This window comes from Staphylococcus caeli (assembly GCF_900097965.1).
Lineage (GTDB): Bacteria > Bacillota > Bacilli > Staphylococcales > Staphylococcaceae > Staphylococcus > Staphylococcus caeli.
This window is the reverse complement of the sequence record NZ_FMPG01000001.1, coordinates 84,830-99,472: the sequence shown is the minus strand read 5'-3', so window position 1 is coordinate 99,472 and position 14,643 is coordinate 84,830. Positions and strand designations below refer to the sequence as shown.

Genomic DNA, 14,643 nt, shown 5'->3' with positions numbered 1-14,643 from the left:
GAGACTTATGCATGAGCTTCAGCTCAGGTAAACATTTCAACCCTAGTCATCCTTGCCGGGATGGGACTACGAAATCTTTATTAGAGAAATGGATTTCTGTCCCACTCCCACATCAATTTTATTTTTACTTGTGTGTGATTATAAATTATCTATAACATTTTTGAGTTTCTTATATGAATCCATCTGAGCATCTTGATCATAGATGTAACTAATTGCCATTAATTCATCTATATCACCATATTCTTCGATAAATGCTAGTAGTTTATCTTTTACTGTCGCTTCTGATCCGATAAGTGATTGAGCCATTCTTTGTTTAGCCAATTCAAATTCTGTTGGTGTTAATAATCCTCTTAAATCATCTGTAGGTGGTTGGACGGGTTGCATTCTTCCACGTGTAATACTCACCATGATTTGAGCTTGAGTAGTAGATAAATATTCAGCTTGTTCGTCAGTGTCTGCAACAATGACATTTAGACAAACCATAACATACGGTTCACTTAATACGTCAGACGGTTCAAATAGTTCTTTATAAATTTGTATCGCATCTTTCATTTGTTGCGGAGCAAAATGTCCTGCGAATACATATGGTAATCCTTTTCGAGCAGCTAAATGTGCTGAATCTGTTGAAGAACCAAGGATGTATAATGGTACATTTTTATCGACTGCAGGATAAGCACGAACATATGCTTGTTGATTAGCAGGTCCAAAATATGTTGCTAATTGTTCTACTTCTTCTGGAAACTCATAAACACCATTATGTTGGTCTCGGCGTAACGCACTCGCCGTCATCATATCTGTACCAGGTGCTCTCCCTAAACCTAGATCTACACGGTTTGGAAATAGTGTTGCCATTGTTCCAAATTGTTCCGCGACGATTAATGGTGCATGGTTTGGAAGCATGATACCTCCAGAACCAACACGTATAGTTGAAGTATGTTCAAGTGTATGTTGTATTAATAGCGCAGTTGCAGAACTCACTAAATTTGGAGCATTGTGATGTTCAGCTATCCAATAACGTGAATAGTTTAAAGACTCTAGGTTTTGAGCTAGTGTCACCATGTCGTCAAGTGCAGCTTTGTCATCTTGACCTTCACGTATAGGTACTAAATTTAATGCAGATAACTTTAAGTTTTTCATTTTCCGTAGTCCTCCTCAAATGATAATAAGTACTTTGAAGTATAACAGTCGATTTTGAACTTGCGTAAGAAATTGCTCATTGCTATAATGTAGTAAATTACAACGTTAGGTGGCTTAAGAAAAATACTATGGATAAATCTCATAAGCATAATTTCAATCAACAACAGTTAAATACAACAATTATGGGATATAACTATGTCTAAAATAGTATTAAACTTAAAGTAGCCATGTGTGCATTTTAAATTTTAAATAGATACTGATTCAAAGGCGTATTATATCCTTAAAAGAGAGGGATGCAGTATGTCTTTTTATTTTAAAAAAAAACCATTTGAGCAATATGGTAAAACATTGATTAAAGATGTCAATATAGATTTTGAATTTGGAGAGCATATAGCGATTGTAGGCGATAATGGTGTAGGGAAATCTACCTTATTAAAATCACTTCATGAAAAATATAAAGATGAAGCCTATCTTATGCAACAAGATATGCAGTTATATAAAAAAATGTCTGGTTTAGAATTCGTGCTGTTAAATTTCCCAACAGTTGCTAAGTTAAGAAAACAATTAGAAGAAAATGTTGAAAAAATCAGTGATTATATTGAAATGAATGGATACGAAATTGAACAAAGCATCATAACAGAAGCCAAGCGATTTCAATTATCCGAACAGCTTTTAGAGCAAACTATTGAGACTTTGAGCGGTGGACAACAAACTAGCATAATGTTATTACGTGCATTTATGTCGGAAAAACCACTGATTCTATTTGATGAGCCAACGAATCATCTCGATGCAAATATGATAAGAAACCTAGTTAGAGAAGTTAATAAATCCAATCAAACAATAGTGTTTGTTTCACATCACCGTGGCTTTATCAATCAAACTGCTAGTCAGATTTTGGAAATTACGCAACATTGTACGCGAAAATATCAAGGAAATTATAATCAATATGAAACTGTTAAAGATTTAGAAGTACAAACCCAGATTAAGTCTTTTGAGAAGCAACAAAAAGAAATTAAAATGCTTGAAGAAACCATACAACGTATAAAGGATTGGCATAATTCTGCTAAGTCAAGCGCAAGTGTTAGAGACCCAAAGCAACAAAAGAAATTGAGTAAATTAGCTAAGAAAGCTAAAACTAAAGAAACACAAATCAAGCAAAAAATTGATCAAAAACAAACTGAAATGCCAGCGCACGAAGACAGGAACTATCATTTTAATGCCAAAGTAACAATGCAAAAACGTTATCTATTGAGGATAGAAGATTTAACGATGATATTAAATAGCAAAGTTATATATCAACATGCACATTTTGAAATAAAAAATAAAGAAAATATTTTATTAACGGGTCCAAATGGTAGCGGGAAATCATTACTCATTGCATTGATAAGAGGTATATGTGTACCTGATCAAGGACAAGTTCATGTTACACCTTCATTAAAAATTGCGTATTTCGACCAACAAAATGAATGTTTAAACTACGAACAATCGCCATTAGAGATGGTAATGGAATTAGATGGTATGACGAGAAGTCACGGACAAACCATATTAGCATCATTTGGTTTTGATAAAGACAAAGTCAACCAGCAGATATGTGCATTATCCATGGGTGAAAAAAGCAGACTTCAATTTGTGTTATTATTTTTCTCAAATCCACAGTTGCTCATATTAGATGAACCTACGAATTATTTTGACATTACTACACAAAACTTGATTTTAAATATGATTAAAAATTTTGAAGGGCAAGTATTGATTGTCACACACGATACTTATTTACAATCGCGAATTGATGCGACACATTGGAAAGTGTCCAATCAACAATTGGTAAATGTAAGTTTAAATGAACGTAAATCAGCAAATTTAGAAGCAACATTAAAGTTGTTAGATGATTACAAGCATATTGATGAAAATGGACATTTTGAAACAGACAACTAGAAAAATTTGTACGTTGGTGCTATCATTGGAACATTGATAAAAGTTTAAGGAGTGTCAAACATGGAAGTATATGCAGATCATGCTGCTACAACCCCAGTCAAACAAGCAGTTATTGAGAAAATGATGGAAATCTATGCAACACACTTTGGAAATCCTTCCTCGATTCATAGTAAGGGTAGAGATGCAAGACGATACTTAGATGAAGCACGCCGAACGGTTGCCAAAACTTTTAATGCGAAACCGAACGAAGTCATTTTTACAAGTGGTGCAACAGAATCTAATAATCTGGCCATTAAAGGCATTGCTTATGATCAGATGAATAAAGGGCAACATATCATCACTACTAAAATCGAACATCATTCAGTACTCCATGTATTTGAGCAACTAGAAAAAGAAGGATTTGACGTAACCTATTTAAATGTAGATAAATCAGGTATGGTTGATTTAGAACAGTTACGACGAGCAATAACAGAAGAGACAATATTGGTGTCTATTATGTTTGTAAACAATGAAATTGGTACGGTTCAACCTATGTATGATATTGATGAAATTATGGCACAATCAAATGCGTATTTTCATGTAGACGCAGTGCAAGCTGTGGGACACTTAGATATTGATTTTCAAGAATTTCATATTGATGCAATGAGCATAACGGCACACAAATTTGGTGGCCCTAAAGGCGTAGGTGCATTATTACTTAAAACGCAGACACCATTAAAATTTCAACAACTAGGCGGAGAGCAAGAAGCTAAGCGTAGGGCTGGAACTGAGAATCTTGCCCAAATTGTCGGATTAGCAGAAGCTTTACAAATATCAAATCAACATAGAGATGAACATAATATTCATTTAATGAATCTGAAAAATTTATTCTTAGTAACACTTCAAGAGCGATCAGTTCCTTTCGAACTAAATGGTTCAATGATTGATACAACCGGTCATATTGTCAATTTATATTTACCTTTTATTGATGTTGAGACAATGCTAACTTTATTAGATTTATCAAACATTTATGTTTCTTCAGGGTCTGCATGTACTGCTGGTACAACAACACCTTCGCATGTATTACAAGCGATGTATGGTGACGACGATAGAGCAAAACATTCAATTAGATTTAGTTTTAATGAACAAACGACAGAACAAGAAATAAAATATATAGCAATGGAAATTCACAAGATTTATCACAAATTTAAGGAGGAAGCATAGTGTCAAACAAAGATACACGAGTAGTTGTAGGTATGTCCGGTGGCGTAGATAGTTCAGTCACTGCACATATATTGAAAGAACAAGGCTATGATGTAATTGGCATTTTTATGAAAAATTGGGATGACACAGATGAAAATGGTGTTTGTACAGCCACTGAAGATTATAATGATGTGATTGCAGTATGTAACCAATTAGGTATTCCATATTATGCAGTTAATTTTGAGAAAGAATATTGGGATAAAGTATTCACATATTTCTTAGATGAATATAAAAAAGGACGTACACCAAACCCCGATGTAATGTGTAATAAGGAAATAAAATTCAAAGCATTTCTTGAACATGCTTTGAAATTAGGCGCAGATTATGTAGCTACAGGCCATTATGCACGTGTGCGTCGCAGTGAAGATGGACATGTAGAAATGCTACGTGGTGTGGATAATAATAAAGACCAAACGTATTTCTTAAATCAATTATCACAAGAACAACTATCGAAAGTGATGTTTCCAATTGGTAACATAGAGAAAAAAGAAGTCCGCCGAATTGCTGAGGAACAAGATTTAGCAACGGCTAAGAAAAAAGATTCTACAGGTATTTGTTTTATAGGAGAACGAAACTTCAAAGAATTTTTATCTCAGTATTTACCAGCACAATCTGGTGAAATGCGCACGCTCGATGGTAGAAAAATAGGGACTCACGCTGGTTTGATGTATTATACTATTGGTCAACGCCATGGTTTAGGTATCGGCGGTGATGGTGATCCTTGGTTTGTAGTAGGCAAAAATCTAAATGATAATGTGCTTTATGTAGAACAAGGTTTCCATCATGAAGCGTTATATAGTGATTATTTAATTGCCTCTGACATTTCATTTATTAATGAAGTTGATCTTGAAAATGGTTTTGAGTGTACGGCAAAATTTAGATATCGTCAAAAAGATACAAAAGTTTTTGTTCAAAAAGAACATGATAATGCGATACGTGTTACATTTGACGAACCAGTACGTGCGATTACACCTGGTCAATCTGTAGTTTTATACGACGGTGATGTCTGTTTAGGTGGCGCAACAATTGACGATGTTTTTAAAGAATCTGGTCAATTGAGCTATGTATTATAAAGGATTGTAGTGTTTGTGAAATTGAAATCGTTAGTCAACTATACAATATAGTAACTAGCGATTTCTTTTTTTGAAATTTATAGTTAAAGATAAGCTGAAAATGTTATAATTAGAAGTCAGAAATGAGGGTTAATTTTGAATCAAGAACAAATTTATAATTTAATTAAACAAGGTAATTTTGAAGCGGCATTGAAGGCACTTTTTGAAAATATTGAAGCAAATCCAAAAGAAGTAGAGAATTACATAAATGCAGGTATATTATTAGCAGAAGCAGGAGAAGTTGAAAAAGCAGAAAAATTCTTCCAACGTGCGATTACATTAGCACCGGAAAATGGTGCAATATATTATAATTTGGCAAATGTTTATTATAATGAAGGACGATTTAATGAAGGTATTAAGCTTTATCAACAAGCATTGAAATTTAATGTTGATACTGTAGATACAAATTATATGATTGGTATGTCATTCAATCAATTAGAAGCTTTTAAAGAAGCATTACCATTTTTAATGACTGCAGCAGAACAAGATCAACGCCAAGATGTCGAGGTTCAATTTCAATATGGTTTAGTATTATGTCATTTAGAAATGTTCGAACAAGCGATAAAACAACTACAACATGTTTTAGAAATAGATAAAAAACATGCAGATGCACTTTATAATTTAGGTCTAGCATCTTATATGCAAACCGAAGATACAGATCAAGCATTAGCATATTTTGAAGAAGCAGTTAAAGTAAATCCGGAACATATGATGAGTCATCATGCAATTAAAACTTTTAAAGCTATCGCAGAGGAGGAATAACTTATGGAAGACCCTACATTATTTAACAATTCAATGATTAAAGGAACCGTTGATGCTATTTTGTTTCAAAATAAAGACAATTTTTATACGGTTTTAAAAGTTGATTTGATTGAATCTAACGAATCATTTGATTCGATGCCGACAATTGTAGGGTTTTTCCCAGAGATTGCTGAAGGAGATGTGTATACATTTAAAGGTCAAGTGGTTACACATGCTAAGTATGGCAAGCAATTAAAAGCTGAAACGTTTGAAAAAGAGCTACCACAAACTAAAGAAGCAATCATAAGTTATCTGTCTAGTGATTTATTTAAAGGTATTGGTAAAAAAACTGCACAAAGTATTGTTAATAAACTTGGTGAGAACGCGATTAATGATATATTAAACGATCCTAGCGTGTTAGAAAAAGTGCCAAGTTTACCTAAAAAGAAACAAAAACAAATAGCGGAACAAATCGCAAGTAATCAAGAGACAGAGCAAATTATCATTCGTTTACATGATTTAGGATTCGGACCTAAGTTAGCAATGGCTATATATCAAGCATATTTAGGAGAAACTTTAAATATTGTTGAACATAAGCCATACCAACTTGTCTATGATGTCAAAGGAATTGGTTTTAATAAAGCGGATACGTTAGCACGTAATGTCGGTATTCATTTCAATGATCCAGAACGATTAAAAGCAGGTATTCTCTATGTGCTTGAGGAAGAATGCATAAAACAAGGACATACATACTTACCAACAAATCAAGTGCTAGAAATGACCCAAAATATGTTATCGCAAGCGCCAAATGAAATCATCGAGCAGGAGCAATTAGAAGATGTAATAAACGAGCTAGTGAGTGATACTAAATTAATTCAACAAGAATATGAAGTGGCCATACCTAGTCTTTATTATTCAGAATTGAAAAGCGTTCAAAACCTTTATCGTAATTTTTCATATACGAATAAATTAAAGGAAATTGAGCAATCAGATTTATTGATGGAAATTGGAGAAATAGAGTCTCGAAATCAAGTGACTTATGCAAATTCTCAAAAAGATGCGTTACAAACTGCTATCAATTCTAAAGTTATGTTGCTTACAGGTGGACCAGGTACCGGAAAAACAACTGTAATTAAAGGTATTGTAGAACTATATGCAGAAATTCATGGCTTATCACTGGATTACGATGACTACCAAAATGATGATTATCCAGTTGTATTAGGTGCACCGACTGGAAGAGCATCTAAACGTTTAGCTGAGTCTACTGGACTAGAAGCAATGACCATTCATCGCTTGATAGGCTGGAACCAAGATACACAGCCAGAAGATATTTTAGAAAATGAAATTACGGCAAAGCTCATTATTATAGATGAGATGTCTATGGTTGATACGTGGTTGTTCCATCAATTTTTAAATGCTGTTCCTATTGATGCTCAAATCATATTAGTAGGAGATGAAGATCAATTACCATCAGTTGGTCCAGGACAAGTATTTAAAGATTTAATAGATTCTAAAGTCATTCCAAGAGTGAATTTGACTGAAGTATATAGACAACAAGACGGGTCTAGCATTATTGAATTGGCACATAGAATGAAGTTAGGTGAACCTATAGACATCACGCAACGGTTTCATGATCGTAATTTCATTAATTGTACGACTGATCAAATTCCAACTGTTGTAGAAAAAGTAGTGTCAAGTGCTGTAAAAAAAGGTTATGACATGAGTGATATTCAAGTTTTAGCGCCGATGTACAAAGGTTCGGCTGGTATCAAAAAGTTAAATACTGTATTGCAAGATATTTTGAATCCTAAGGAAAAAGACACGAGAGAAATTGAATTCGGAGATGTCGTGTTTAGAAAAGGGGATAAAGTATTACAGCTTGTAAATAGACCAAGTGACAACATTTTTAATGGTGATATTGGTGTTATCGTAGGAATTTTTTGGGCTAAAGAAAACGCCTTAAATAAAGATGTATTGGTCGTTGATTTCGAAGGTAATGAAATCACATTTGTGCGTCAAGATTTATTAGAGTTAACACATGCATATTGCACTTCTATTCATAAATCCCAAGGCTCAGAATTCCCTATTGTTATCATGCCAATGGTTAAGCAGTATTTTAGAATGTTACAGAAGCCAATCCTATATACTGGATTAACGCGTGCCAAGCAATCTCTCGTATTTTTAGGAGATCCACAGGCATTTGATATTGGATTGAAAACACATGGGCAAGCAAGGATGACGCAACTATGCACCTTCTTAAAAGCTTATTTTACTAATGAAGATGCGCAACTGTCGGATAATGAAAGTGTTGATGAAATGTTTGATTCCGATATGATATTAACTGAAGCGAACATTTACCACATAAATCCTATGATTAATATGGGACAAATGACACCGTATGACTTTGTTGAAGATTGACATTATCAACGAAAATAAATACAATATAATTAACTTCGCATAAAGATGAGTAAACTATATGAACCATAAAGAGATGTACTGGTTGGTGTAAAGTACAGTAAGTATAGTTGAACGCTACTTTATGTCAGGATGCATAATAACTAATTGAGTGATAAGTGTACATTAGTAAATTGTAAGAAACCCTACTGTTAACATGCAGACCAACAGCATAATTTGGGTTGTTTTACTAATACTTATAACTAGGGTGGTACCGCGAAACGTTCGTCCCTTTTATGAGGATGGGCGTTTTTTTATTTAATTTTTATTAACTCACCAATTTAATTGAGCTGAGATGGAGGGATTTTAAGTATGAAGAACTTAAAAGCAAGTGAAATTAGACAAAACTTTATTGATTATTTTGTAGAAAAGGGACATATGGTTGAGCCGTCTGCACCACTTGTGCCGATAGATGATGATTCATTATTATGGATTAATTCAGGTGTAGCAACACTAAAAAAATATTTCGATGGTAGAGAAACGCCGAAAAAGCCACGAATTGTAAATTCTCAAAAAGCTATTCGTACAAATGATATTGAAAATGTTGGTTTTACAGCACGTCATCATACATTTTTTGAAATGCTTGGTAATTTTTCAATAGGTGATTATTTTAAAAAAGAAGCCATTGAATTTGCATGGGAATTTTTAACAAGTGAAAAATGGATGGCGATGGATCCGAAATTATTATATGTAACTATTCATCCAGAAGATGTAGAAGCATATCGCATATGGAATGAAGAAATTGGTTTAGAAGAAAGCAGAATTATTCGTATTGAAGGTAATTTCTGGGATATTGGTGAAGGACCATCAGGACCAAATACAGAAATATTCTATGATAGAGGCGATGCATTTGGTGAGAATGATCCAGTAGAAGAAATGTATCCAGGTGGTGAAAATGAACGATATTTAGAAGTATGGAATCTTGTATTTAGTGAATTTAATCATAATAAGGATCATACTTACACGCCATTACCTAATAAAAATATTGATACAGGTATGGGATTGGAAAGAATGGCATCAATCGCCCAAAATGTACGTACGAATTACGAAACAGATTTATTTATGCCGATCATTCATGAGGTAGAAAATGTATCAGGTAAAACATATTTAGAAAATGACAACTATGATGTTGCTTTCAAAGTCATTGCTGATCATATCCGTACAATTGCATTCGCAATTGCTGATGGTGCGTTACCTGCAAATGAAGGTAGAGGATATGTATTACGTCGCTTACTCCGTCGCGCAGTAAGATTTAGTCAATCTCTTGATATTAATGAACCGTTCATGTATCAATTAGTGGATATTGTAGCAGAAATTATGGAACCTTATTACCCAAATGTAAAAGAAAAAGCTGACTTTATTAAACGTGTTATAAAATCAGAAGAAGAACGTTTCCATGAAACTTTGGAAGAAGGTTTAACAATTTTAAATAATCTAGTTGCTCAAGCGAAATCAACCTCACAAGAAATTAGTGGTAAAGATGCATTTAAATTATATGATACGTATGGTTTTCCAATTGAATTGACAGAAGAAATTGCAACACAAGAAAACTTAGCTGTCGACATGAAGACATTTGAAGTTGAAATGCAACAACAACGTGATAGAGCTAGACAAGCTAGACAAAATTCACAATCTATGCAAATTCAAAGTGAAGTATTAAAAAATATTACGACTGAAAGTACATTTGTTGGTTACGATGTGATGGATAAAGTATCTACGATTACTGACATGATTCATAATGGTGAAATCGTTGAAAGTGCAGAAGCCGGAGATACGATTTACTTTGTACTTAAAGAAACACCATTTTACGCAGTAAGTGGTGGTCAAGTAGCTGACCAAGGTACAATTAGTAATGAAAATTTTGAAATTGCTGTAACCGAAGTAACGAAAGCACCAAATGGTCAAAATCTTCACAAAGGTGAAGTACAATTTGGTACTGTAACAACTGGTGCAGAGGTTTCAGCAAGCGTTAACCATAAAGAGCGTCGTTCAATTAAGAAAAATCATAGTGCGACACATTTATTACATGCCGCATTAAAAGAAGTACTAGGCGACCATGTTAACCAAGCCGGTTCACTTGTTGAAGCAGATCGTTTAAGATTTGACTTTTCACATTTCGGACCAATGACAGAAGATGAAATTGAACAAGTAGAACGCAGAGTAAATGAAGAGATTTGGAATAGTATTGATGTAGATATTCAAGAAATGCAAATTGACGAAGCGAAACAACTAGGCGCAATGGCTTTATTTGGTGAAAAATACGGTGATGTTGTCAGAGTAGTAAATATGGCACCATATTCTATCGAACTTTGTGGTGGTATCCATGTAAATAATACGTCAGAAATTGGTTTGTTCAAAATTGTAAGCGAATCAGGAACAGGTGCTGGTGTTCGTCGTATTGAAGCCTTAACAGGTAAATCAGCTTTCTTATATCTTGAAACAATTCAATCACAATTTAATGCAGTTAAATCTCAAGTTAAAGTTAAATCAAATGATCAAGTATTAGAAAAAATTATACAGATGCAGTCTGATGAAAAAGAACTTGCAAAACAATTGGAACAAAAAAATAAAGAAGTTACTGCATTGAAAATGGGGGACATTACTGATCAAGTCGAAGAAATCAATGGTCTAAAAGTACTTGCTACAGAAGTAGAAGTTCCAAACGCCAAAGCAATTCGTGAAACTATGGATGATTTTAAATCTAAATTACAAGACGTGATTATTGTACTTATCAGTGAGGTAGATGGTAAAGTGGCGTTAGTCGCTACTGTTCCAAAATCAATGACAGATAAAGTAAAAGCTGGTGAAATCATTAAAAACATGGCACCGATTGTTGGCGGAAAAGGCGGCGGACGCCCTGATATGGCACAAGGTGGCGGTACTGAACCTGAGAAAATAACAGAATCATTACGTTTCATTAAAGATTACATTAAATCGCTATAACTTCAGACAAAACTAATGTAGAATGTAAACAAGAACGTTTTTACTTGCATAATAAGGAGTGTTATACATGGAAAATTTTGATAAAACAATGAAATTTAGTTATGATGAAATTCCAAAAGAAGATGTCAAAACAGTACTACAAAATGTCTATAATACATTAGCTGAAAGAGGCTATAACCCAGTCAATCAAATAGTAGGTTATTTATTATCTGGTGATCCGGCTTATATTCCACGTAATAATGAAGCTAGAAATCAAATTCGTCGTATAGATCGTGATGATATTATGGAAGAATTAGTTTCTAGTTATGTGCAAGAGAAATCTAATTAATTTATGTTAAAGCATAAAATCATTGGACTAGATGTAGGTAGTAAAACTGTAGGCATTGCAATAAGTGATCTTATGGGTTGGACAGCCCAGGGATTAGACACACTCCGTATAGACGAAGAAAATAATGATTTAGGTATAGATCAACTCGTTGAAATTATAAAAAGAGAAAAAGTTGGGACAGTAGTTATTGGTTTACCTAAAAATATGAACAATTCTATTGGCTTTAGAGGCGAAGCTTCGTTACAATACAAGGAGCAACTACAAGAATCATTGCCATCCTTAGAAATAATCATGTGGGACGAGCGTTTAAGTACTATGGCGGCTGAGCGTTCATTGTTAGAAGCGGATGTTTCTCGAGAGAAACGTAAAAAAGTCATTGATAAAATGGCGGCCGTGTTTATCTTACAAGGCTATTTAGATTCTTTACAATAAAAAGGAGCGTTTAATAATGACAGAACACAATCACAATTCAGAACTAGAAATTAACAATGAAGAGGAATTATTAACTTTATACGATGAAGAAGGAAATGAAGTTCTTTATCGCAAAGTATTAGAATTTTTCCATCCTGAATTTAAAAAAGAGTATGTGATTCTTGCAGAAGAAGGCGCAGAATCAGATGATGATGATTTAATTGAATTAGTTCCAATGATCAATGAACCTGACGAAAACGGTGAAGGTGGTAAATTTTTACCAGTTGAAACTGATGAAGAATGGGATATGATTGAAGAAGTTGTGAACACTGAAATGGATGATCACGACCACGAATAATTTAGAATTAAATTTAAAATCACTAAGATAAATTTATGATTTTAAATTAATGTTTTGTTTATCTAACAGTTCAAATATTTTAGTATGAGAGTCACAAGCATGTATATTGATGCTTGTGGCTTTTTTGTATCGTAGAAAGTGTGGAATCATTTATTACAATTATAACTCAAAACGATGAGACTAGAGTTAATGCATTAAATAATACTTATATTATCTATGCGTTTGTGGTAAAATATATAAAGTTAAATTTAATCGTACGCTTATTTGAAAATAAGTTATATACATAAATTTAAACAACTCATATGTGTATACATAAACAGTGATAATTAAAACTCAATCAGTCGTAAGTGGCTGATTTATTTTTATTGTTTAAATAAAAGGTATCATTTTACATTAAAGGAAGTTCTGAAAAATGGAAAACAACGAATCCTATTTATTGAATTTACATAAGCATACAGACAATGATATTGAAAGTTTAAGAGCATATGCGGAAATGCACCAAGTACCGATTGTAGATAGATTAACATTAGATATGATTAAACAATTAATTCGACTACATAAGCCTTTGAATATACTTGAAATTGGTACAGCAATCGGCTACAGCGCAATGCAATTTGCTTCAGTAGCAAGTGATATACATGTAACGACAATCGAACGTAATATTGAAATGCAACAAAAAGCTCAAGAAAATTTTAATCAATTTGGTTATACGTCACAAATAAGAATGATACAGGGAGACGCTTTAGAACAATTTTCAAAAGTTAATGATCGTACCTATGATATGATATTTATTGATGCTGCCAAAGCGCAATCTAAAAAGTTTTTTGAATTGTATACACCATTATTAAAAGTTGGTGGTTTAGTTATTACAGATAATGTGCTTTATCATGGATTTGTTTCTGATATATCAGTTGTGCGAACACGAAATGTACGTCAGATGGTTAAAAAAGTTATTGAGTATAATGAATGGTTAATGAATAATCCAGCTTATACAACTAATTTTTTAAATATGGATGATGGTTTAGCAATTTCAATTAAAGGAGAATTACAATGACAGAATTATTAGTAACACCGAAATCTGTTGCTCATATAGAGACATTAATTGAAAAAGGTGCAGATGCTTTTGTTATAGGTGAACAAAAATTTGGACTAAGACTTGCCGGAGAATTCGATAAGCAAGCCATGCAGCAAGCTGTTGAATTAATCCATCGTAATGGAAAAAAGGCATATGCAGCAGTAAATGGCATTTTTCATAATTATCATTTGAATGCGCTTGAAGCATATATTGGATTTTTACATGAAGTCAAAGTTGATCGTATAATTTTTGGTGATCCTGCTGTTGTCATGTTTGTAAAAGATCAAACTAATCCGATCCCATTAAATTGGGATGCAGAAGCATTAGTAACAAACCATTTTCAATGTAACTATTGGGGCAAAAAAGGTGCGCAACGTGCTCAACTAGCTAGAGAGTTAAGCTTAGAAGAAATTATTAATATAAAAAAGCACGCTAATGTGGAAATCGAAGTACAAGTACACGGTATGACTTGTATGTTCCAATCAAAACGCATGCTATTAGGTAATTATTATACTTTCCAAGAGCGACAAATGAAGATTGAACGTAATAAAGAAGCTAATGAATTATTGTTATATGACGAAGAGCGTGATAATAAATATCCAGTTTATGAAGATTATAATGGCACTCATATTATGTCACCTAATGATATTTGTCTTATTGAAGAATTGGATTCATTATTAGAAGTAGGCATTGATGCATTAAAAATAGATGGTGTCTTGCAAACTGAAGAGTATATCAATGTATGCACAGAACAATATCGTGAAGCTATAGATTTATATAACGAAGACCCTGAAGCATATGATGATGAAAAATTCATGCTTGTCGACCCGATTGAAGAAATTCAACCAGAACACCGTCCTTTCGACGAAGGCTTTTTATATAAACAAACAGTATATTGATGGAGGCGAAA

General features: G+C 33.3%; 12 protein-coding genes. 11 read left to right on the top strand and 1 reads right to left on the bottom strand.

What is annotated here, in order from left to right; translation table 11 throughout:
- Positions 1-138: 138 nt before the first annotated feature.
- Complete coding sequence (locus tag BJS11_RS00530) at positions 139-1,137, bottom strand: LLM class flavin-dependent oxidoreductase (RefSeq protein ID WP_069996271.1); 999 nt, start codon at positions 1,135-1,137, stop codon at positions 139-141.
- Between the two features lie 300 nt (positions 1,138-1,437).
- Between BJS11_RS00530 and sal the strand changes: the two genes are divergently transcribed.
- The 11 genes from sal (at position 1,438) to BJS11_RS00475 (ending at position 14,632) form a co-directional block, all read left to right on the top strand.
- Complete coding sequence (sal, locus tag BJS11_RS00525; RefSeq protein ID WP_081333933.1) at positions 1,438-3,069, top strand: Sal family ABC-F type ribosomal protection protein; 1,632 nt, start codon at positions 1,438-1,440, stop codon at positions 3,067-3,069.
- A 60-nt stretch (positions 3,070-3,129) separates the two neighbouring features.
- The gene (locus tag BJS11_RS00520) at positions 3,130-4,272 is read left to right on the top strand and encodes a cysteine desulfurase family protein (RefSeq protein ID WP_069996453.1); all 1,143 of its coding nucleotides are present in this window, start codon (positions 3,130-3,132) and stop codon (positions 4,270-4,272) included.
- Positions 4,272-5,384: a tRNA 2-thiouridine(34) synthase MnmA gene (gene mnmA / locus BJS11_RS00515; protein WP_069996454.1), complete on the top strand. Its 1,113-nt coding sequence runs from the start codon at positions 4,272-4,274 to the stop codon at positions 5,382-5,384. The genes BJS11_RS00520 and mnmA overlap by 1 nt, the downstream gene beginning before the upstream one ends.
- Positions 5,385-5,519: 135 nt before the next feature.
- On the top strand, positions 5,520-6,185 hold the full coding sequence (locus BJS11_RS00510) for a tetratricopeptide repeat protein (protein ID WP_069996455.1): 666 nt from the start codon (positions 5,520-5,522) through the stop codon (positions 6,183-6,185).
- Positions 6,186-6,188: 3 nt separating this feature from the next.
- A complete protein-coding gene (gene recD2 / locus BJS11_RS00505) occupies positions 6,189-8,582 on the top strand; it encodes an SF1B family DNA helicase RecD2 (protein ID WP_069996456.1) in 2,394 nt (797 codons plus the stop codon).
- A gap of 348 nt (positions 8,583-8,930) precedes the next feature.
- Complete coding sequence (gene alaS / locus BJS11_RS00500; protein WP_069996457.1) at positions 8,931-11,561, top strand: alanine--tRNA ligase; 2,631 nt, start codon at positions 8,931-8,933, stop codon at positions 11,559-11,561.
- Between the two features lie 67 nt (positions 11,562-11,628).
- Positions 11,629-11,889 (top strand): IreB family regulatory phosphoprotein, encoded by a 261-nt coding sequence (locus tag BJS11_RS00495; protein ID WP_069996458.1) that lies wholly within the window; start codon positions 11,629-11,631, stop codon positions 11,887-11,889.
- A 3-nt stretch (positions 11,890-11,892) separates the two neighbouring features.
- The gene (gene ruvX, locus BJS11_RS00490) at positions 11,893-12,321 is read left to right on the top strand and encodes a Holliday junction resolvase RuvX (protein WP_069996459.1); all 429 of its coding nucleotides are present in this window, start codon (positions 11,893-11,895) and stop codon (positions 12,319-12,321) included.
- 16 nt (positions 12,322-12,337) lie between these two features.
- Positions 12,338-12,658: a DUF1292 domain-containing protein gene (locus BJS11_RS00485; protein WP_069996460.1), complete on the top strand. Its 321-nt coding sequence runs from the start codon at positions 12,338-12,340 to the stop codon at positions 12,656-12,658.
- 412 nt (positions 12,659-13,070) lie between these two features.
- Positions 13,071-13,712, top strand: a complete 642-nt coding sequence (locus BJS11_RS00480; RefSeq protein ID WP_069996461.1) for an O-methyltransferase — start codon at positions 13,071-13,073, stop codon at positions 13,710-13,712.
- Entirely contained in the window at positions 13,709-14,632 is a 924-nt protein-coding gene (locus BJS11_RS00475) for a peptidase U32 family protein (protein ID WP_069996462.1), read from the top strand. The genes BJS11_RS00480 and BJS11_RS00475 overlap by 4 nt, the downstream gene beginning before the upstream one ends.
- Positions 14,633-14,643 lie beyond the last annotated feature (11 nt).

Coding starts and splice junctions, on each gene's coding strand:
- BJS11_RS00530 (WP_069996271.1), bottom strand. CDS start 1,137: ATGAAAAACTTAAAGTTATCTGCATTAAATTTAGTACCTATACGTGAA.
- sal (WP_081333933.1), top strand. CDS start 1,438: ATGTCTTTTTATTTTAAAAAAAAACCATTTGAGCAATATGGTAAAACA.
- BJS11_RS00520 (WP_069996453.1), top strand. CDS start 3,130: ATGGAAGTATATGCAGATCATGCTGCTACAACCCCAGTCAAACAAGCA.
- recD2 (WP_069996456.1), top strand. CDS start 6,189: ATGGAAGACCCTACATTATTTAACAATTCAATGATTAAAGGAACCGTT.
- alaS (WP_069996457.1), top strand. CDS start 8,931: ATGAAGAACTTAAAAGCAAGTGAAATTAGACAAAACTTTATTGATTAT.
- BJS11_RS00495 (WP_069996458.1), top strand. CDS start 11,629: ATGGAAAATTTTGATAAAACAATGAAATTTAGTTATGATGAAATTCCA.
- ruvX (WP_069996459.1), top strand. CDS start 11,893: ATGTTAAAGCATAAAATCATTGGACTAGATGTAGGTAGTAAAACTGTA.
- BJS11_RS00485 (WP_069996460.1), top strand. CDS start 12,338: ATGACAGAACACAATCACAATTCAGAACTAGAAATTAACAATGAAGAG.
- BJS11_RS00480 (WP_069996461.1), top strand. CDS start 13,071: ATGGAAAACAACGAATCCTATTTATTGAATTTACATAAGCATACAGAC.
- BJS11_RS00475 (WP_069996462.1), top strand. CDS start 13,709: ATGACAGAATTATTAGTAACACCGAAATCTGTTGCTCATATAGAGACA.